This is a genomic window from Streptomyces sp. G5(2025) (assembly GCF_049542075.1).
Lineage (GTDB): Bacteria > Actinomycetota > Actinomycetes > Streptomycetales > Streptomycetaceae > Streptomyces.
Genome location: NZ_JBMUZT010000002.1, coordinates 2,021,211 through 2,040,703 on the forward strand (window position 1 = coordinate 2,021,211; position 19,493 = coordinate 2,040,703).

General features: G+C 71.8%; 13 protein-coding genes and 3 pseudogenes. 3 read left to right on the forward strand and 13 right to left on the reverse strand.

The features are described 5' to 3' along the window. Positions 1-43 precede the first annotated feature (43 nt). From ACOBQB_RS09035 to rimP, 5 genes and pseudogenes are all read right to left on the reverse strand, one after another. A complete protein-coding gene (locus ACOBQB_RS09035; protein WP_127913108.1) occupies positions 44-337 on the reverse strand; it encodes a DUF503 domain-containing protein in 294 nt (97 codons plus the stop codon). A 160-nt stretch (positions 338-497) separates the two neighbouring features. Further along, positions 498-3,619 (reverse strand): annotated as a pseudogene (gene infB, locus ACOBQB_RS09040) (translation initiation factor IF-2). A gap of 146 nt (positions 3,620-3,765) precedes the next feature. Continuing rightward, complete coding sequence (locus ACOBQB_RS09045; RefSeq protein WP_423590210.1) at positions 3,766-4,056, reverse strand: YlxR family protein; 291 nt, start codon at positions 4,054-4,056, stop codon at positions 3,766-3,768. Between the two features lie 166 nt (positions 4,057-4,222). Further along, positions 4,223-5,209 (reverse strand): transcription termination factor NusA, encoded by a 987-nt coding sequence (nusA, locus tag ACOBQB_RS09050; RefSeq protein ID WP_423590212.1) that lies wholly within the window; start codon positions 5,207-5,209, stop codon positions 4,223-4,225. Positions 5,210-5,211: 2 nt separating this feature from the next. After that, positions 5,212-5,730: a ribosome maturation factor RimP gene (gene rimP, locus ACOBQB_RS09055; RefSeq protein WP_423590214.1), complete on the reverse strand. Its 519-nt coding sequence runs from the start codon at positions 5,728-5,730 to the stop codon at positions 5,212-5,214. A gap of 248 nt (positions 5,731-5,978) precedes the next feature. Here rimP and ACOBQB_RS09060 point away from each other — a divergent pair. The 3 genes and pseudogenes from ACOBQB_RS09060 to ACOBQB_RS09070 all read left to right on the forward strand — a co-directional run bounded on the left by ACOBQB_RS09060 (position 5,979) and on the right by ACOBQB_RS09070 (position 7,914). Beyond that, positions 5,979-6,523: pseudogene (locus ACOBQB_RS09060) on the forward strand (hypothetical protein). Then, complete coding sequence (locus ACOBQB_RS09065; RefSeq protein ID WP_423590215.1) at positions 6,520-6,981, forward strand: ferritin-like domain-containing protein; 462 nt, start codon at positions 6,520-6,522, stop codon at positions 6,979-6,981. Before ACOBQB_RS09060 ends, ACOBQB_RS09065 begins: the two are co-directional and overlap by 4 nt. Before the next feature lie 33 nt (positions 6,982-7,014). Continuing rightward, positions 7,015-7,914, forward strand: a complete 900-nt coding sequence (locus tag ACOBQB_RS09070) for an aminoglycoside phosphotransferase family protein (RefSeq protein ID WP_423590217.1) — start codon at positions 7,015-7,017, stop codon at positions 7,912-7,914. 543 nt (positions 7,915-8,457) lie between these two features. Here the strand turns inward: ACOBQB_RS09070 and ACOBQB_RS09075 are convergent. From ACOBQB_RS09075 to ACOBQB_RS09110, 8 genes and pseudogenes are all read right to left on the reverse strand, one after another. Next, positions 8,458-10,152: a proline--tRNA ligase gene (locus ACOBQB_RS09075; RefSeq protein WP_423590219.1), complete on the reverse strand. Its 1,695-nt coding sequence runs from the start codon at positions 10,150-10,152 to the stop codon at positions 8,458-8,460. Between the two features lie 137 nt (positions 10,153-10,289). Then, positions 10,290-10,832 (reverse strand): GNAT family N-acetyltransferase, encoded by a 543-nt coding sequence (locus ACOBQB_RS09080; RefSeq protein WP_423590221.1) that lies wholly within the window; start codon positions 10,830-10,832, stop codon positions 10,290-10,292. Positions 10,833-10,904: 72 nt separating this feature from the next. Next, entirely contained in the window at positions 10,905-11,753 is an 849-nt protein-coding gene (locus ACOBQB_RS09085; protein ID WP_423590222.1) for a GNAT family N-acetyltransferase, read from the reverse strand. 1,152 nt (positions 11,754-12,905) lie between these two features. Continuing rightward, a complete protein-coding gene (ispG, locus tag ACOBQB_RS09090) occupies positions 12,906-14,063 on the reverse strand; it encodes a flavodoxin-dependent (E)-4-hydroxy-3-methylbut-2-enyl-diphosphate synthase (protein ID WP_356580379.1) in 1,158 nt (385 codons plus the stop codon). 193 nt (positions 14,064-14,256) lie between these two features. Continuing rightward, complete coding sequence (locus ACOBQB_RS09095) at positions 14,257-15,558, reverse strand: M50 family metallopeptidase (protein WP_423590224.1); 1,302 nt, start codon at positions 15,556-15,558, stop codon at positions 14,257-14,259. Beyond that, positions 15,555-16,823: a 1-deoxy-D-xylulose-5-phosphate reductoisomerase gene (dxr, locus tag ACOBQB_RS09100; protein ID WP_423590225.1), complete on the reverse strand. Its 1,269-nt coding sequence runs from the start codon at positions 16,821-16,823 to the stop codon at positions 15,555-15,557. The genes ACOBQB_RS09095 and dxr overlap by 4 nt, the downstream gene beginning before the upstream one ends. A gap of 111 nt (positions 16,824-16,934) precedes the next feature. Then, positions 16,935-17,399, reverse strand: a pseudogene (locus ACOBQB_RS09105) (preprotein translocase subunit SecA); the annotation flags it as partial. A gap of 112 nt (positions 17,400-17,511) precedes the next feature. After that, positions 17,512-19,452 carry an acyl-CoA dehydrogenase family protein gene (locus ACOBQB_RS09110; RefSeq protein ID WP_423590227.1) on the reverse strand — a complete coding sequence of 647 codons (1,941 nt, stop codon included), beginning with the start codon at positions 19,450-19,452 and terminating at the stop codon, positions 17,512-17,514. Positions 19,453-19,493: the final 41 nt, after the last annotated feature.

Sequence of the window (19,493 nt, forward strand, 5' to 3'; positions counted from 1 at the left end):
CTCCCTTATCCCCGGGCATTCCCTGGGCTTGTCTTGCTGTTGTTCAGTCGTCGTCGCCGTGCAGCCGCCGCCGTACCGACAGCAGCTCCACTTCGGGCCGGGCGGCGACGAGGCGCTCGCACCGGTCCAGTACGTCCGTGAGATGGCCCCAGTCACCCGCCACCGCGGCGAGGCCGATCTCGGCCCTGCGGTGCAGATTCTGACCGCCCACCTCCGCCACGCTCACCGCGTACTTCCGCTGGAGCTCGGCGACGATCGGGCGGACGACGGAGCGTTTCTCCTTCAGCGAATGTACGTCGCCGAGGAGCAGATCGAAGGACAGAGTCCCCACATACATGTGTATCCGGATGTCCCGCCGGTACGGGTTCGGTGCCCCGCCAACCACTTGGCAGGGACACAAGAACCGTACACGGAACGGCCGGGGCCGATCGACGGGATTTCCCCGTCGACCGGCCCCGACACCCACCGTGCGGTTCGGACTGCCGTGAGGCAGCCGATCAGCCGCGCGGCTTCTCGCGCATCTCGTACGTCGCGATGACGTCGTCGACCTTGATGTCGTTGAAGTTGCCGAGGTTGATACCGCCCTCGAAGCCTTCGCGGATCTCGGTGACGTCGTCCTTGAAGCGGCGCAGACCCTCGATGTTGAGGCTCTCCGCGATGACCTTGCCGTCGCGGAGCAGTCGGGCCTTGGTGTTGCGCTTGACCTCGCCGGAGCGGATGAGCACACCCGCGATGTTGCCGAGCTTGGACGAGCGGAAGACCTCGCGGATCTCCGCGGTGCCGAGCTCGACCTCCTCGTACTCCGGCTTGAGCATGCCCTTGAGGGCCGCCTCGATCTCCTCGATGGCCTGGTAGATCACCGAGTAGTAGCGGACGTCGACGCCCTCGCGCTCCGCCATCTGCGCGGCACGGCCGGCCGCGCGGACGTTGAAGCCGATGACGATGGCGTCGGAGCCCATCGCCAGGTCGATGTCCGACTCGGTGACCGCACCCACACCGCGGTGCAGGACGCGGATGTCGACCTCTTCGCCGACGTCCAGCTGGAGCAGCGAGGACTCAAGAGCCTCCACCGAACCGGACGCGTCACCCTTGATGATGATGTTGAGGTCCTGGACCAGGCCCGCCTTGAGCACCTGGTCGAGGTCCTCGAGGGAGACGCGGCGGGTGCGCTTGGCGAACGCGGCGTTGCGCTCACGGGCGGCACGCTTCTCGGCGATCTGACGGGCCGTACGGTCCTCGTCGACGACCAGGAAGTTGTCGCCCGCGCCCGGGACGTTGGTGAGACCGAGCACGAGGACCGGAGTCGACGGGGTCGCCTCCTCCACGTTCTCGCCCTTGTCGTCGAGCATCGCGCGGACTCGGCCGTAGGCGTCACCGGCGACCATCGTGTCGCCGACGCGGAGGGTACCGCGCTGGACGAGGACGGTCGCGACGGCGCCGCGGCCCTTGTCGAGGTGGGCCTCGATGGCGATGCCCTGCGCGTCCTGCTCCGGGTTGGCCCGCAGGTCGAGCGAGGCGTCCGCGGTGAGGACCACGGCTTCGAGCAGCTGCTCGATGTTGAGGCCCTGGCGCGCGGAGATGTCGACGAACATCGTGTCGCCGCCGTACTCCTCGGCCACCAGACCGAACTCGGTGAGCTGTCCGCGCACCTTGGTCGGGTCGGCACCCTCGACGTCGATCTTGTTGACCGCGACCACGATCGGCACGTCGGCCGCCTTGGCGTGGTTCAGCGCCTCGATCGTCTGCGGCATCACACCGTCGTTCGCCGCGACCACGAGGATCGCGATGTCGGTGGACTTCGCACCACGGGCACGCATGGCGGTGAACGCCTCGTGACCGGGGGTGTCGATGAAGGTGATGGCGCGCTCTTCACCGTTGACCTCGGTGGCGACCTGGTACGCACCGATGTGCTGCGTAATACCGCCGGCCTCGCCCGCGACGACGTTCGTCTTGCGGATCGCGTCAAGGAGGCGGGTCTTACCGTGGTCGACGTGACCCATGACGGTCACGACCGGCGGACGGGAGACGAGCATGTCCTCGCCGCCCTCGTCCTCGCCGAACTCGATGGAGAACGACTCCAGGAGCTCGCGGTCCTCCTCCTCCGGGCTGACGATCTCCAGGACGAAGTTCATCTCGTCCGCGAGGAGCCTCAGCGTCTCGTCGGAGACGGACTGCGTGGCGGTGACCATCTCGCCGAGGTTCATCATCACGCCGACGAGCGACGCCGGGTTGGCGTTGATCTTCTCGGCGAAGTCGGTCAGCGAGGCACCGCGCGACAGGCGGACGGTCTGTCCGTTGCCGCGAGGCAGCATGACGCCGCCCACCGACGGGGCCTGCATGGCCTCGTACTCCTGGCGCCTCTGCCGCTTCGACTTGCGGCCACGACGGGCGGGCCCGCCGGGACGGCCGAACGCACCCTGCGTGCCACCACGGGCACCGGGACCACCGGGACGACCGGGACGACCGCCGAAGCTGGGACGACCGCCGAAGCCGCCGCCACCACCCGGACGACCGGCACCGCCGCCACCGGGACCGCCGGCGAAACCGCCGCCGCCACCGGGACCGGCGGGACGACCCGCGAAGCCGCCGCCACCGGGACGGCCGCCGCCGCCACCGCCGGGACGACCGCCGCCGCCGGGACCACGGCCACCGCCGGGACGCGGGCTGGCAGCGGGACGCTGCGGCATCATGCCCGGGTTCGGACGGTTACCGCCGCCGGGGCCACCGCCGGGACGGGGTGCCTGCGGGCGCGGCATGCCGCCCGGGGTCGGACGGGCGCCGCCCTGACCCTGCGGACGGGGAGCGCCGCCGGGACCGGCCTGGCCCTGCGGGCGCGGGGCGCCACCAGGACCGCCGGGGCCACCCTGGCCGCCAGGCCCACCGGGGCCGGGACGCGCGCCGCCCGGACGGGGCGCCTGCGGGCGCGCCATACCGGTGGAGCCACCAGAGGTGAACGGGTTGTTGCCCGGACGCGGACCCGCGGGACGGGCACCGCCGGGACGCGGGGCGCCCTGGCCGCCGGGGCGCGGAGCACCCTGGCGCTCGCCGCGCTCGCCGCGGCCCTGACCACCCTGACCGGGGGCCGGACGGCCACCGGGCTTCGGGGCACCCTGGCCGGGACGGGCGCCGGGGCGCGGGCCGGACGGGGCAGCCGCAGCCGCGGGGGCGGCCGGAGCGGCCGGCGGAGCGGTGAACTCCGGGGCGGACGGCGCCGGGGAGGCCGGGCCGGCTTGGGAGCCGGGGGCTTCGGGCCGGGCGTCGGGCGCGGACCCGGGGTCGCCGGGGAGGCCGCGGGCTTCTCGGCCGCGGGCTTGGGGGCCGGCGGCTTCGGCACGGCCGGACCCGGACGGGCGGCCTGCGCGGGAGAGGGAGACGCCTGCCCGGAGGGGGCCGGCGGCTTGGGGGCGGCCTGCTTGCGCGGCGCGCCGGGCTTGGCGGCGCCGGACTTGCCGTTGCCACCGCCCTGGTTCAATGCGTCAGTCAGTTTGCGCACGACCGGCGCCTCGATCGTCGAGGACGCCGAACGTACGAATTCACCGAGTTCTTGGAGCTTGGCCATGACGACCTTGCTCTCGACTCCGAACTCCTTGGCGAGTTCGTATACCCGGACCTTAGCCACTTCGCTCCTTTTAGGTCCGGGTTACGCCGGACCGTCGCTACTTCATGGGCGTACTCATCGCGTGCTCATCGAGTGCTCATCGCAATCTCGACCTACTTCCAACTCGCGGAATACCAAGGCCGCACGGGGTTCCGTGCGACCACGTCTTACGGTGTTGCCTGCTCGGCAACTGTCTCGACAGCTCGGCGCAGCGCCTCGGTGCCGAACGGTCCCTGGGCTCGAAAGGCCCTGGGAAACGCCCGGCGGCGGACCGCCAGGTCCAGACAGACCGGGGCGGGGTGCACGTACGCACCCCGGCCGGGCAGCGTACCGCTTGGGTCGGGGACGCATTCGCCCTCGATCGCCACGATGCGCAGCAGATCACTCTTGGCCGCTCGCTCCCGGCATCCCACACAGGTGCGTTCAGGGTGTGCGCGGGCATGCGTCCGGCCAGACACGCTTAAGTCTACCTCCCCGTACCGACCTCACCCCCTTGGGGCAAAAATCGAACGGCTACTCGTCCCATACTGTCGTGATCCAAGCGGTGAGCGCCCGGATTTATTCCCGCGGCCGCCTCCGGAGGTGGTCCCCCACCTCGCGAAGAGGGCCGCGGCGCCGCCCCTGCTACCGCTCGGGCTGCTCGGTGTCGGGCCTGATGTCGATGCGCCAGCCCGTGAGCCGCGCGGCCAGGCGGGCGTTCTGCCCCTCCTTGCCGATGGCCAGCGAGAGCTGGTAGTCCGGCACGGTCACCCGGGCCGAGCGGGCGGCGAGGTCGACGATCTCGACCTTGCTGACGCGGGCCGGGGAGAGCGCGTGGGCGACCATGTCCGCCGGGTCGTCCGACCAGTCGACGATGTCGATCTTCTCGCCGTTGAGCTCGGCCATGACGTTGCGGACCCGGCTGCCCATCGGGCCGATGCAGGCGCCCTTGGCGTTGAGCCCCGAGCGCGTCGAGCGCACGGCGATCTTGGTGCGGTGGCCGGCCTCGCGGGCGATGGCCGAGATCTCGACGGAACCGTCGGCGATCTCGGGCACCTCCAGCGCGAAGAGCTTCTTTACCAGGTTCGGGTGGGTGCGCGAGAGCGTCACGGACGGGCCGCGGACACCCTTGGCCACCCGGACGACGTACGAACGAAGGCGCATCCCGTGCGGGTACTCCTCGCCGGGGACCTGCTCCTGCACCGGCAGGATGGCCTCCAGCTTGCCGATGTCGACCAGGACGTTCTTCGGGTCGCGGCCCTGCTGGACCACGCCGGTGACGATGTCGCCCTCGCGCCCGGCGTACTCACCGAGCGTCGCGTCGTCCTGGGCGTCGCGCAGACGCTGGAGGATGACCTGCTTGGCGGTCGTCGCGGCGATGCGGCCGAAGTCGGACGGGGTGTCGTCGAACTCCTTGGCCTCCTGGCCCTCTTCGAGATCCGCCGGGTCCTCCGTCGCCCACACCGTGACGTGGCCGCTCTCGCGGTCCAGCTTCACACGGGCACGACGGAAGCTTCCCTCGGTGCGGTGGTAGGCGATGAGGAGGGCCGACTCGATCGCCTCGACGAGCAGGTCGAAGGAGATCTCCTTCTCCCGAACCAGACCCCGCAGGGCACTCATGTCGATGTCCACGGCTACGCCTCCTCCTCTTCCTTCATGTCCTTCTTGTCCTTGCTGTCCTTGCGGTTGAACTCGACCTGCACGCGCGCCTTGTCGATCTCCGCGAAGGCGATCCGGCGGGACGTGGCCTTGCGGCCCTTCACGCCGGGCACTTCGAGGTCGAGGCCCTCGTCGTCCACGGCGAGGATGCGGGCGGTCAGCTCGTCGCCCTCGGTGAGCTGGAACTTCACCAGGCGGTCCACGGCACGCACGTAGTGACGGTGCTCGGTCAGCGCGCGCTCGGCACCGGGGGATCCGACCTCCAGGTCGTACTCACCCTCGCCCATCGCGTCGGTCTCGTCGAGCTTCGCGGAGAGCAGGCGGCTCACTTCCGCGATCTGGTCAAGGTCCACGCCGTCGTCGGAGTCGATGACGACTCTCAGCACTCGCTTGCGTCCGACCGAGGCCACTTCGATCTCTTCGAGATCCAGGTCCTGGGAGCTGACGAGCGGTTCCAGTAGTTGCCGCAGCCTCTCGCTCTGGGTGGTGCTCATCCGGGTGACTCCTCGGCCGCGTGTGCTGTTGTGGGTGCGTTGCAAGTCTGCGTGTCACATCTGCGTGTCAGCTCAAAGGGTATCCGGTCCCAGGGGGTGTTACGCCCACCTGCGGGGCCCTGTGCCGCTTCGTCCCGAGCCGCTCACCCGTACGGAGACCGTCCGAAGGTACGGTGATCACAGGGCCCGCGCCCACTTCTTCCTTCTCGTTCGCGCCTTTTGGCCGACCTTTCCCGAGGACGTCTGCCGTGCCGTCGTATCTCACCGCTCCCCGGCCCGGCCCGGGGCCGGGCCGCAGGAGCCTGCTCGCCGGGGCCGCCGGCGTCGCGTCCGCGGCGCTGCTCACGGGCTGTACGGACTCCGCCGGCTCCGACGGGCACCCCTCCGCGGCGCGCCGTCTGCGCGCCCGGGCCGCGCAGGACAGTGCGGAACTGCTCGGGCGGTACGACGCCGTGCTCGCCGCCCACCCCTCGCTCGCCGGGCGGCTCGCGCCGCTGCGGGCGGAGGTGAGGAAGCACGCGGAGGCGTTCGGGGACAGCGGTGCTCCGACCTCCGCGTCGGCGTCGGCCGCCGGCTCCGCGCGTCATCGCCGTCGGCGTCATCGCCGTCGTCGCCGTCTGTCCCGGCTGATCCCCAGAAGGCCGTGAGCGGCCTCGCCAAGGCCGAGCGGGAACTGGCCGACCGGCGGGGAGCGGCCCTGGTCGACGCCCCGGCCGCGGAGGCCAGGCTGCTCGCCTCGGTGGCCGCGGCCGGGGCGGCGCACGCGTATCTGCTGACGGAGGGGGACAAGTGAGCGACGTCGATGAGGAGCTGAAGGCGCTCCAGGCCGCCCTGAGCGCCGAACACGCGGCCGTGTACGGCTACGGCGTCGTCGGCGGCCGGGTCGGCGAGAAGCGCAGGGACGAGGCGCGCACCGCCTACGACGCGCACCGCGCCCGGCGCGACGAGCTGCGGCGCGCCGTGCGTGACCTCGGCGGCGACCCGCAGCCCGCCGACGCGGCCTACGCGCTGCCCTTCCCGGTGCCGGACACCGCGGCCGCGGTGCGGCTCGCCGCCGAGCTGGAGGACCGGGTCGCCGGGGTCTATTCGGATCTCGTACGCGCCTCTTCGGGCGACCGGCGGAGCGGCGCGGCCCGCGCGCTGCGGGAGGCGGCGGTCCGGGCGGCGCGGTGGCGGGGCGGGAGCGTAGCCTTCCCTGGGCTCGCCGAGCGGACGACACCCGCGTCCACACCGACAACGCCCAAGGCGTAACGCTCAGGAGCTCAGGAAGGGAACACCTCGCGCATGGCTTTCGAACCGCCGCGGCGCCTCGTCACCGCACTCGGCGAGACGGCGCAGGACGGCGACGACTGGCTGGAGAGACTGCCGGAGGCGGTCGAAGAGGCCGTCGCGGCGCGCGAGTTGACCGTCGAGCGGGTTCACGTGCCCGGTGGGCGCAGCAGCCTCGTCCTGATGGTCACGCGGGCCGACGGCACGCCGGCCGTGCTCAAGCTCGTGCCGCCCCGGTCCCGGCCGGAGAGCGAGCGGGCCGCCCTCGCGCACTGGAAGGGTCTTGGCGCCGCCCGGCTGCTCGACCCCGAGTGCTCGGACGGAGCGCTGCTTCTTGAGCGGCTGCACCGTGATGTGTCCGTGCGGTCGCTGCCGGAGGCCAAGGCGCTGTTGGAGGCCGCGGGGACGCTGCGGCGGCTGTGGGCTCCGCCGCCCGCCGGGCACCGTTTCGAGACGGTCGCCGAGCGGACGGGGCGGCAGGCCGAGGCGATGCGGGGTTCCGCCGACGCGGACGCGGATGTGGTGCCGCTGGTCGACGCGGCGCTCGCGGCGCGGGAGGAGTTGCTCGCGGCGGAGGTGGAGCCGCGGCTGCTGCACGGCACCTTCCGGCAGAGCAAGGTCCTTGCGGGGGATCGGGTGCCGTGGCTGGCCGTGGGGCCGGATCCGGTGGCGGGCGACCCCGCGTTCGATCTGGCGCGGCTGGTGCGTGACCGTGTGGAGGATCTGATCGCCTCGCCGTCCGGCGCGTCGATCACGCGGCGGCGCGTGAAGAAGCTGGCGGAGTCCTTGGAGGTCGATCAGGAGCGGCTGCGGGGGTGGACGCTGTTCCGGGCGGTGGAGTCCGGGGTGCGGGCGCTTCGCGTGGGGCGTGCGGATGATGCGGAGCTGTTGTTGGAGTTCGCGGGGTGGCTCTGAGGGGGGCGGTGAGCGGTCGGCTGCGGGCCGTGTGTGGCTGAGCGCGCCGTTCCCCGCGCCCCTTTCAGGGGCTGCGGCCCCGAGCATCGCGAGAACACCGCGGGCCGAATGTGGTCGCTCGCGCCGTTCCCCGCACCCCCTTCGGGCGCGGGGTCCGGCCGGTGCGGGGGAAGCTGCGGGCCGTATGTGGCTGATCGCGCCGTTCCCCGCGCCCCTTTCAGGGGCGCGGCCCCGAGCATCGCGAGAACACCGCGGGCCGAGTGCGGTCGCTCGCGCCGTTCCCCGCACCCCCTTCGGGCGCGGGGTCCGGCCGGTGCGGGGGAAGCTGCGGGCCGTATGTGGCTGATCGCGCCGTTCCCCGCGCCCCTTTCAGGGGCGCGGCCCCGAGCATCGCGAGAACACCGCGGGCCGAATGTGGTCGCTCGCGCCGTTCCCCGCACCCCCTTCGGGCGCGGGGTCCGGTCGGTGCGGGGGAAGCTGCGGGCCGTATGTGGTTGCCCGCGCCGTTCCCCGCGCCCCTTTCAGGGCGCGGGGGCTGGGGCGTCAGGAGGTGAGGCGGGTCACTGCCTCTTCCACTGTGAGTTCTTCGCGTTCGCCCGTGCGGCGGTCCTTCAGTTCTACGATGCCCTCGGCGGAGCGGCGGCCCGCTACCAGGATCTGGGGCACGCCGATCAGTTCCGCGTCGGTGAACTTCACACCCGGGGAGACCCCGGCGCGGTCGTCCACGAGGACCCTCGCGCCCGCGGCGCCCAGCCTCTCGGCTACGTCCAGGGCCAGCTCGGTCTGGAGGGCCTTGCCCGCGGCGACCACGTGGACGTCGGCGGGGGCGACCTCCTTGGGCCAGCACAGGCCCTTGTCGTCGGCGGTCTGCTCGGCGAGGGCCGCCACCGCGCGGGAGACGCCGATGCCGTACGAGCCCATGGTCACGCGGACCGGCTTGCCCTGCTGGCCGAGGACGTCGAGCTGGAAGGTGTCGGCGTACTTGCGGCCCAGCTGGAAGATGTGGCCGATCTCGATGGCGCGGTCCAGCCGCAGGCCGGCGCCGCAGTTCGGGCACGGGTCGCCCTCCTCGACCACGACGACGTCGAGGTAGTCGTCGACCTCGAAGTCACGGCCGCAGACCACCTTCTTGGCGTGGGTGTCCTGCTTGTTGGCGCCCGTGATCCAGGACGTGCCGGGCGCGACGCGCGGGTCGGCGATGTAGCGGACCTTGTCCAGGCCCTGCGGGCCGACGTAGCCGCGTACGAGGTCCTCGCGGCCCTCGAAGTCCTCGGCGGTGACCAGCTCCACCTCGGCGGGGGCCAGGTGCTCGCCGAGCTTGCCGAGGTCGACCTCGCGGTCGCCGGGGACGCCGACGGCCACGATCTCGCCGTCGACCTTGACCAGGAGGTTCTTCAGGGTCGCGGAGGCCGGGACGCCGAGGTGCTCGGCGAGCGTCTCGATGGTCGGGGTGTCGGGGGTGTCCAGCTCCTCGACGGGGCCGTGCGCCGAGCCGTCGACCGGGGCGAGCGCGAAGGTCACGGCCTCGGTGTTGGCGGCGTAGTCACAGGCCGGGCAGTCCGCGAAGGTGTCCTCGCCGGCCGGGGCCGGGGCGAGGAACTCCTCGGACGCCGAGCCGCCCATGGCGCCGGAGACGGCGGACACGATGCGGTAGTCGAGGCCGAGGCGCTCGAAGATCCGCTGGTAGGCGCCGCGGTGCAGCGCGTACGCCTCGGCGAGGCCCTCGTCCGTGGTGTCGAAGGAGTACGAGTCCTTCATCTGGAACTCACGGCCGCGCAGCACACCGGCGCGCGGGCGGGCCTCGTCGCGGTACTTCGTCTGGATCTGGTAGAGGATCACCGGCAGGTCCTTGTAGGACGAGCACTGGTCCTTGACGACCTGGGTGAAGATCTCCTCGTGGGTGGGGCCGAGGAGGTATTCGGCGCCCTTGCGGTCCTTGAGGCGGAAGAGCAGGTCGCCGTACTCGTCGTAGCGGCCGGACGCCTCGTAGGGCTCCTTGGGCAGGAGGGCCGGGAGCAGCACCTCCTGGCCGCCGATGGCGTCCATCTCCTCGCGGACGACGCGGGCGATGTTCTCGTAGACCTTCTTGCCGAGCGGCAGCCAGGACCAGATGCCGGCGGCGGTGCGGCGGACGTAACCGGCCCGGACGAGCAGCTTGTGGTTGAGCGTCTCCGCGTCCGCCGGGTCATCGCGCAGTGTCTTGACCATCAACCGGGACATGCGCTGGACCTGGGCCATGATGAACTCCTGCTACAAGGGGGTCCCCTCTGCTCGGGCTGGGCCGAGAGCGTGGGGAAGGGTGATGGCTAGGAGGTTATCCGGGGCGTGGGCGCGGGCGGAAATCGGTTCTCGCCCGGACCCCGGCCGGTTCTCGTTCAGACCCGGCGCGGCAGCGGCAGCGGGGCGCCCATCACGGCGTACGGCTTGGCGGCGCTCGGGAACAGGACGCGCCGCGCCAGGTCCGTGTAACCGAGGGAGCGGTACAGGCCGCGGGCCGGGCTCTCGACGTCGATCGCGGAGAGGATCGAGCGGGGCTGGGCGACGCCGTCGGTGATGGTGGTGATCAGTGAGCGGCCGATGCCGCGGTTCTGGTGGCCGGGGTGCACGTGCAGTTCGGTGATGACGAAGGAGTCGTCGAGCCAGCCGTCCAGCTGCCGGCCGCGGAGGTAGGGCTCGACGACCGTGGACCACCAGTGGCGGCGGTCGTTGGGCATGCCGTAGACGAAGCCGACGAGCCGGTCGTCGGGGGTGGTCGCGCCGAACGAGCGGGCCCCGGGGTAGGTGAGATGCCGCAGGACGATCTGGCGCCGTACGGCCACCTCTTCGTCGCTCAGCCCGAAGGCGTGGGCCTGGACGTCCAGCGCTTCGTCCACCCGCGCGGCGAGGTCGAGGGGCCCGATCACGACGTCGTCAGTCATGGGGCGACCCTACTTCGCGTCGCCGCGCTTCTGAACAGGGCGCTCGGGATGGGCGGCGGGCCGGTCCGGGCGTCAGAACAGGACGCTCATGAACGCGCCGACTTCCCTGAACCCCACGCGTCGGTACGCCGCCCGGGCCGCGGTGTTGAAGTCGTTGACGTACAGGCTGACCACGGGGGCGACGTCGGCGAGGGCGTAGCGCAGGACGGCGGCCATGCCGGGGGCGGCGAGGCCGCGGCCGCGGTACTCGGGGGCCACCCAGACGCCCTGGACCTGGCAGGCCCGGGCGGTGACGGCGCCGATCTCGGCCTTGAAGACGACTTTGCCGTCGTCGTCGAGGCGGGCGAACGAGCGTCCGGAGCCGACCAGTTCCGCCACGCGCGCCTGGTAGAGCAGGCCGCCGTCGCCGGCCATTGGGGAGACGCCGACCTCCTCGGTGAACATCGCCACGCACGCCGGCATGATCGTGTCCATCTCGTCCTTGCGGACGCGGCGGACGTAGGGGTCGGGGGCGATGTCATCCGGCAGCCGGTCGGTGACCATCAGGGGCTGCCGGGTGCGGACCTCGCGGGCGGGGCCCCAGGACGGTTCGAGGAGCCGCCACAGCTGAGCGGTGGCGGTCGCGGGGCCGACGATGGAGGAACAGCGGCGGCCTGCCCTGCGGGCGCGGTCGGCGAAGCCGCGCACGGCCCGGGGGGTCGCGCAGATGGGGACGAGGTTGGCGCCCGCGTAGCAGAGCGACTCCAGCATGCCGCCCTCGTACCAGCCCCACATCTCGCCACCGAGGCGCCACGGGTCGAGGCCGGCCACCTGGACGCGAGCGGCCACGAAGGCGTTCGCGACCGGCTCGCGGTCGAGCACGGCCATCGCGGCGTCGAGGTCACTCGGTTCGAGGACCCTGGTGGTGGTCTGAGTCAACACGTGCGGGGGCCTCACCATACGGTCTGCTGATCTCCGCACTGTACCTGGCGAGGGCGGCGTGTGCGGGGGGCGCCTTTTCCGTGGGGGTTGGCCTGGGGGCGCCGGTCGGGGGCGGCCTGAGGGCGTCGGTCAGGGGCCGACCCGGGGACGCCGGTCGCGGGCCGGCCTGAGGGCGCCGGTGGGTTTGGTCTGAGGGCGCCGGCCGGGGGCCAGCCCAAGGGCGCCGGTCGGAGGTCGGCCTGAGGGCGCCGCTGGGCTTGGCCTGGGGGCGCCGGTCGGGGGCGGCCTGAGGGCGCCGGTGAGGGGCCGACCCGGGGACGCCGGTCGCGGGCCGGCCTGAGGGCGCCGGTGGGTTTGGTCTGAGGGCGCCGGCCGGGGGCCAGCCCAAGGGCGCCGGTCGGAGGTCGGCCTGAGGGCGCCGCTGGGCTTGGCCTGGGGGCGCCGGTCGGGGGCGGCCTGAGGGCGCCGGTGAGGGGCCGACCCGGGGACGCCGGTCGCGGGCCGGCCTGAGGGCGCCGGTGGGTTTGGTCTGAGGGCGCCGGCCGGGGGCCAGCCCAAGGGCGCCGGTCGGAGGTCGGCCTGAGGGCGCCGCTGGGCTTGGCCTGGGGGCGCCGGTCGGGGGCGGCCTGAGGGCGCCGGTGAGGGGCCGACCCGGGGACGCCGGTCGCGGGCCGGCCTGAGGGCGCCGGTGGGTTTGGTCTGAGGGCGCCGGCCGGGGGCCAGCCCAAGGGCGCCGGTCGGGCGCCGGCCTGAGGGCGCCGGTGAGGGTCGGCCTGAGGGCGCCGGTCGGAGGCCAGCCCACGGGCGCCGGTCGGAGGTCGGCCCCGGGGCGTTCGTGGGGGTCGGCCCCCGGAACATCCGCCAAGATCCCGCCCCCGGGCGCCCATGAGGGGGCGCGGCCCCAGGGCGCCCGCCAAGATCCGCCCCCGGGCGCGCGTGAGGCGCGCGGCCCCGGAACATCCGCCAAGATCCGCCCCCGGGCACCCGTGAGGGGGCGCGGCCCCAGGGCGCCCGCCAAGATCCGCCCCCGGGCGCGCGTCAGGCCGGCCCCGGGTCATCCTCGGGGGCCGGCCTCAGGCGTTCGGCAAGGCCGGCTCGACGTTCTCCGGCAGGGGCGGCCTCGGGGAGGGGGCTCTCCCAGAGGGCGGTGTCTCAGCCCGCCACCGAGATCGTCGGCTCGCCGGAGGCCACGCCGTCCTTCTCCATCTGCTCGGCGATCTTCATCGCCTCGTCGATGAGGGTCTCGACGATCTTCGACTCGGGGACGGTCTTGATGACCTCGCCCTTGACGAAGATCTGGCCCTTGCCGTTGCCGGAGGCGACGCCGAGGTCGGCCTCGCGGGCCTCGCCGGGGCCGTTGACGACGCAGCCCATGACGGCGACGCGCAGCGGCACCTCCATGCCCTCCAGGCCGGCGGTGACCTCCTCGGCCAGCTTGTAGACGTCGACCTGGGCGCGGCCGCAGGACGGGCAGGAGACGATCTCCAGGCGGCGCTGGCGGAGGTTGAGGGACTCCAGGATCTGGATGCCGACCTTGATCTCCTCGGCGGGCGGGGCCGACAGCGAGACGCGGATGGTGTCACCGATGCCCTCGGAGAGCAGCGCGCCGAAGGCGACCGCCGACTTGATCGTGCCCTGGAAGGCGGGGCCGGCCTCGGTGACGCCGAGGTGCAGGGGGTAGTCGCACTGGGCGGCGAGCTGGCGGTAGGCGTTGACCATGACGACCGGGTCGTTGTGCTTGACCGAGATCTTGATGTCCCGGAAGTCGTGCTCCTCGAAGAGGGACGCCTCCCACAGGGCGGACTCGACCAGTGCCTCGGGGGTGGCCTTGCCGTACTTCTTCAGCAGGCGCGCGTCCAGGGAGCCGGCGTTGACACCGATACGGATCGGCGTGCCCGCGTCCTTGGCGGCCTTCGCGATCTCCTTGACCTTGTCGTCGAACTGCTTGATGTTGCCGGGGTTGACCCGGACGGCCGCGCAGCCCGCGTCGATCGCCGCGAAGACGTACTTCGGCTGGAAGTGGATGTCCGCGATCACGGGGATCTGCGACTTCCGGGCGATCGTCGCCAGCGCGTCCGCGTCGTCCTGCGTCGGACAGGCGACGCGTACGATCTGGCAGCCCGAGGCCGTCAGCTCCGCGATCTGCTGGAGGGTGGCGCCGATGTCGGACGTCCGCGTCGTCGTCATCGACTGCACCGAGACCGGTGCGTCCCCGCCCACGGCCACCGAACCGACCTGGATCTTGCGGCTGACCCGGCGGTCGGCGAGCTTGGTCGGAACGGACGGGATTCCGAGCGATACGGCAGTCATCTGGCGAGCATCCCCAAGAGTGTGGATCACAAGAGTGTGGTCACAAGAGTGTGGATCGAGGTCCCGAGATCAGCGGGCTCCAGGATCCGAGATTACGGCACCCCGCGGGGCCCGGGCACATCACGCCCCGAACACCACCCGATGGAGCGCGGCCCGGCACCTACCGTGCCGGGCCGCTGTGAACCTCACCGCGTCAGGAGATTCTCACGGGGTTCACGACATCCGCGATGAGCACCAGGATCGTGAAGCAGATGAAGATCCCCGCCACCACATAGGCGACCGGCATCAGCTTCGCCACGTCGAAGGGGCCCGGGTCGGGGCGGCGCAGGACCTTCGCCGTGTTGCGGCGCACGGACTCCCACAGGGCGCCCGCGATGTGGCCGCCGTCCAGCGGGAGCAGCGGCAGCATGTTGAAGAGGAAGAGCGAGAGGTTGAAGCCCGCGATGAGGAACAGCATCATCGCGATCTGGTTCTGCGGCGGGATGTCCAGGGTGAAGACGTCGCCGCCGACGCGGGCCGCGCCCACCACGCCCATGGGCGAGTCCTGCTTGCGCTCACCGTCGCCGAAGGCCGCGTCCCACAGGTCGGGGATCTTGGACGGCAGGGCGATGATCGACTCGACGCCGTTCTCCATCATGTCGCCCATGCGCTCCACGGAGTCGCCGAAGGACTGCTGGACGATGCCGGTGGCGGGGGTGAAGCCGAGGAAGCCCGCGTAGACGTATGTGCCCTCGACGTACGCGCCGTCGCCGTCGGTCTTGGTGACCTGGTTCTTGATGAGGTCGGCGTGCAGGTCCAGGCGCTTGCCGTCGCGCTCGACCGTGAGGGTGGCCGGGCCGATGGTCTCGCGGATCTTGGTCTGGAGCGTGGACCAGTCGTCGACGGACTGCCCCTGGAAGGCGACGATCTTGTCGCCCGGCTTCAGGCCCGCCGCCTTGGCGGGCGCGGCCTTGTCGCCCTTCTCGCACTTGGTGCGGTTCTCGCTCTGCTGGATGACGCAGTCCGAGACCTTGCTGACCTGGGTCGTCTGGCTGCTGATGCCGAACGTCATCATCACGCCGAGGAAGATCGCCACGGCGAGGACCAGGTTCATGAAGGGGCCCGCGAACATCACGATCACGCGCTTCCACGGCTTGCGCGTGTAGAACAGGCGGCTCTCGTCGCCGGGCCCCAGCTCCTCGAAGGCCGCCGAGCGGGCGTCCTCGATCATGCCGCGCCAGGGGGACGTCGAGCGTGCCTCTATGCGGCCGTCCGCGCCCGGCGGGAACATGCCGATCATGCGGATGTAGCCGCCGAGGGGGATCGCCTTGATGCCGTACTCGGTGTCGCCCTTCTTGCGCGAGAACAGGGTCGGGCCGAAGCCGACCATGTACTGCGGCACGCGGATGCCGAACATCTTGGCGGTCGACAGGTGCCCCAGCTCGTGCCAGGCGATCGAGAAGAGCAGCCCGATCACGAAGACGACTATCCCGAGGATCATCATCAAGGTCGTCATGCACGAGCCTCCGCGGTCGTCTGTGCTGCCAGTTCGCGTGCCCGGGCGCGCGCCCAGGTCTCCGCTTCGAGGACGTCCGCGACGGTCAGGGAAGTTCCCCCCGGGGGTGTGCCGTGTTCGTCCACGACTCTCGTCACCGTCTCCATGATGCCGTTGAAGGGCAGCGCGCCCTTGAGGAACGCGTCCACGCACTCCTCGTTGGCGGCATTGAACACCGCCGGGGCCGTGCCCGCGAGCGCTCCGACGTGCCGGGCCAGTCGCACCGACGGGAAAGCGTCGTCGTCGAGCGGGAAGAACTCCCAGCTCGACGCCTTGGTCCAGTCGAAGGCGGGCGCCGCGTCGGGCACCCGCTCGGGCCAGCCGATGCCGATGGCGATCGGGCCACGCATGTCCGGCGGGGTCGCCTGGGCGAGGGTGGAGCCGTCGGTGAACTCCACCATGGAGTGCACGTACGACTGCGGGTGGACGACGACCTCGATGCGGTCGAAGGGGATGTCGTAGAGGAGGTGCGCCTCGATGACCTCCAGGCCCTTGTTGACCAGCGTCGCGGAGTTGACCGTGATCACCGGCCCCATGGCCCACGTGGGGTGCGCGAGCGCGTCCTCGGGGGTGACGTGCGCGAGATCGGCTTTCGTACGTCCGCGGAAGGGGCCGCCGGAGGCGGTGACGACGAGTTTGCGTACGTCCGCGCGGGTGCCGGCGGCGAGCGCCTGGAAGAGGGCCGCGTGCTCGGAGTCGACCGGGATGATCTGGCCGGGCTTGGCGATCGCCTTGACGAGCGGGCCGCCGACGATCAGCGATTCCTTGTTGGCGAGCGCGAGGGTGCGGCCCGCTTCGAGGGCGGCGAGCGTCGGCGCGAGGCCGATGGAGCCGGTGATGCCGTTGAGGACCGTGTGGCAGGCGGAGGCGGCGAGCTGGGTCGCGGCGTCCGGTCCGGCCAGGATCTCGGGGAGCGGCTCCCCCGCCTCGTACTGCCCCTGGAGGGCTTCGCGCAGCGCCGGTACGACGTCCTCGCGGGCGACCGCGACGGTCCGCACCCGCAGCCGGCGTGCCTGCTCGGCGAGGAGGCCGACGCGGCCGCCCGCGGCGGAGAGCGCGGTGACGCGGAAGCGGTCGGGGTTGCGCAGGACGAGGTCGATGGCCTGGGTGCCGATCGAACCCGTGGACCCGAGGATGACGATGTCCCGCGGGCCGGCCCCGTCCGTCATGGAGACGGGGTCGAAGACGAGATGCGGGTCGGCGAGGGGGGATGGGCTGTCGCTCATGCCCCCCATTGTGGCCGCACGAACTCTCCGCCCGGACCCCGCGGGGCGCCTGAAGGCCCTGCGGGCCGAACTCCGTCACATCCGTCACGTCCGTCACGCCGTCGCGTCCGGCTGTTCGACTGCGCCGTGCACGTTGAAGAGGTAGTCGACGGACTCCTCCTTGATGGCGTCCATCAGCGCGGTGAACAGGTCGAAGCCCTCGCGCTGGCACTCGACGAGGGGGTCGCCGCCGAGGTAGGAGCGCATCCAGATGCCCTCCTGGAGGTAGTCCATCTCATACAGGTGTTCGCGCCACTTCCGGTCGAGGACCGCGAGCAGCACGCGGCGCTCCAGGTCGCGCAGGACGTCCTCGCCGAGTTCGCGCTCGCGTTCGGCGTAGCGCGCGTGGATGTCCTGTCGCAGGGCGTACGCGGCACGGCGCTCGGCCGGGGTCATTTCGGCCTGGATGACACCGACGCTCAGCCCGAGGAACCGGTAGGCGCGGCCCATCCACCGGGCGTCGCGCGCGGCCAGATAGTCGTTGACCGTGACGAGGTGGACGCCCTGGCCCGTCGGTGCGTTCAGGTAGGCGGGCAGGACGGCGTCGGAGGGCCGCTCGACGTGCCGGTCCGCTCATCGTGGGCGGGGTCCAACCGCCCGGCAAGCGGACCGGTTTTCGGGCGAGGCGGAATGTGCGTCGGGGGATTGTTCAGCGAATGGGGCGGTGGACGTTGTCGCGTGTGGAGGGGCCCGGCGCCGCTTCCGCGATCCAGGCTCCGTCGCCGGAGGGGTCGATGATCCCCGATTCCAGCCAGGTGTAGGTGCCGGAGAGGACGCCCTTGACCACCTTGCGGTCCAGTTCGTCGGTGTTGGTCCACAGTCGGGCGAAGAGTTCCTCCACGCGGATGCGGGACTGGCGGCAGAAGACGTCGGCCAGTTGGTACGCCTCGCGGCCGTGGTCCTCGGTGGTCCGCAGGAGTTCGGCGCGTACGCAGGCCGCGCTCATCGCGAAGAGTTCGGCTCCGATGTCGACGATCCGGCCGAGGAAACCCTGCTTGGTCTCCATCTTCCCCTGCCAGCGGGACATGGCGTAGAAGGTGGAGCGGGCCAGCTTGCGGGCGCCGCGCTCGACGTAGCGCAGGTGGCCGGAGAGGTCCGCGTGGCCGGGCGGGTGGAACTCGGCGTACGAGCGCGGGAGCCGGCCGGGGCCCGCGACCAGTTTCGGCAGCCAGCGGGCGTAGAAGCCGCCGGCCCGTGCGCCCGCCTTCGCCTTGTCGGAGAGGGTCTTTTCGGGGTCGATGAGGTCGCCGGCGACCTTCAGGTGGGCGTCGACGGCCTCGCGGGCGATCAGCAGGTGCATGATCTCCGTGGAGCCCTCGAAGATGCGGTTGATGCGCAGGTCCCGCAGGATCTGCTCGGCGGGCACGGCGCGCTCGCCGCGGGCCGCGAGGGACTCGGCGGTCTCGAAGCCGCGGCCGCCGCGGATCTGGACCAGTTCGTCGGCCATCAGCCAGGCCATCTCGGAGCCGTACAGCTTGGCGAGGGCGGCCTCGATGCGGATGTCGTTGCGGTCCTCGTCGGCCATCTGCGAGGAGAGGTCGAGGACGGCTTCGAGCGCGAAGGTGGTCGCCGCGATGAAGGAGATCTTCGCGCCGACCGCCTCGTGGTGCGCGACCGGCTTGCCCCACTGCTCACGGGCGCCCGACCACTCGCGGGCGATCTTCAGGCACCACTTGCCCGCGCCGACGCACATGGCGGGCAGGGAGAGCCGTCCGGTGTTGAGGGTGGTGAGGGCGATCTTCAGTCCCGCGCCTTCCGGGCCGATGCGGTTCGCGGCCGGGACCCGCACCTGGTGGAAGCGGGTGACGCCGTTCTCCAGGCCGCGCAGGCCCATGAAGGCGTTGCGGTTCTCGACGGTGACGCCCTCGGAGTCCGCCTCGACGACGAAGGCCGTGATGCCGCCCTTGTGGCCCTCGGACTTCGGTACACGTGCCATCACCACCAGCAGGTCCGCGACGACGCCGTTGGTGGTCCACAGCTTCACGCCGTCCAGTACGTAGTGATCGTCCCCGTCGGGCACGGCCAGGGTGGCGAGCCGCGCCGGGTCCGAGCCGACGTCCGGTTCGGTCAGCAGGAACGCCGTGATGTCGGTGGTGGCGCAGCGCGGCAGGAAGGCGTCCTTCTGCTCCTGCGTGCCGAAGATCTTCAGCGGCTGCGGGACGCCGATCGACTGGTGCGCGGAGAGCAGCGCGCCGATCGCGGGGCTCGCGGAGCCGACGAGGGCGAGGGCCTTGTTGTAGTACACCTGCGTGAGGCCGAGCCCGCCGTACTTCGTGTCGATCTTCATGCCGAGGGCGCCGAGTTCCTTGAGGCCCTTGATGGTCTCGTCGGGAATGCGCGCCTCGCGCTCGATGCGGGCCGAGTCGATCCTCGTCTCGCAGAACTCCCGGAGCCTGGCGAGGAACTCCTCGCCGCGCACGGCGTCCTCGGCCGGGGGCATCGGATGCGGGTGGATCAGGTCGAGCCGGAAGCGCCCGAGGAAGAGTTCCTTGGCGAAGCTGGGCTTGCGCCAGTCCTGCTCGCGGGCGGCCTCGGCGACCTGCCGGGCCTCGCGTTCGCTCACGGACGGTTTGGGGGTTGGTGCGGTCATGAGGAGCTCACCTCGCCGCGCAGAAGGGTCGGGTACGGGCT

Coding starts and splice junctions, on each gene's coding strand:
- ACOBQB_RS09080 (WP_423590221.1), bottom strand. CDS start 10,832: ATGACTGACGACGTCGTGATCGGGCCCCTCGACCTCGCCGCGCGGGTG.
- rimP (WP_423590214.1), bottom strand. CDS start 5,730: ATGAGCACCACCCAGAGCGAGAGGCTGCGGCAACTACTGGAACCGCTC.
- ACOBQB_RS09035 (WP_127913108.1), bottom strand. CDS start 337: ATGTATGTGGGGACTCTGTCCTTCGATCTGCTCCTCGGCGACGTACAT.
- ACOBQB_RS09070 (WP_423590217.1), top strand. CDS start 7,015: ATGGCTTTCGAACCGCCGCGGCGCCTCGTCACCGCACTCGGCGAGACG.
- ACOBQB_RS09110 (WP_423590227.1), bottom strand. CDS start 19,452: ATGACCGCACCAACCCCCAAACCGTCCGTGAGCGAACGCGAGGCCCGG.
- dxr (WP_423590225.1), bottom strand. CDS start 16,823: ATGAGCGACAGCCCATCCCCCCTCGCCGACCCGCATCTCGTCTTCGAC.
- ispG (WP_356580379.1), bottom strand. CDS start 14,063: ATGACTGCCGTATCGCTCGGAATCCCGTCCGTTCCGACCAAGCTCGCC.
- ACOBQB_RS09075 (WP_423590219.1), bottom strand. CDS start 10,152: ATGGCCCAGGTCCAGCGCATGTCCCGGTTGATGGTCAAGACACTGCGC.
- ACOBQB_RS09095 (WP_423590224.1), bottom strand. CDS start 15,558: ATGACGACCTTGATGATGATCCTCGGGATAGTCGTCTTCGTGATCGGG.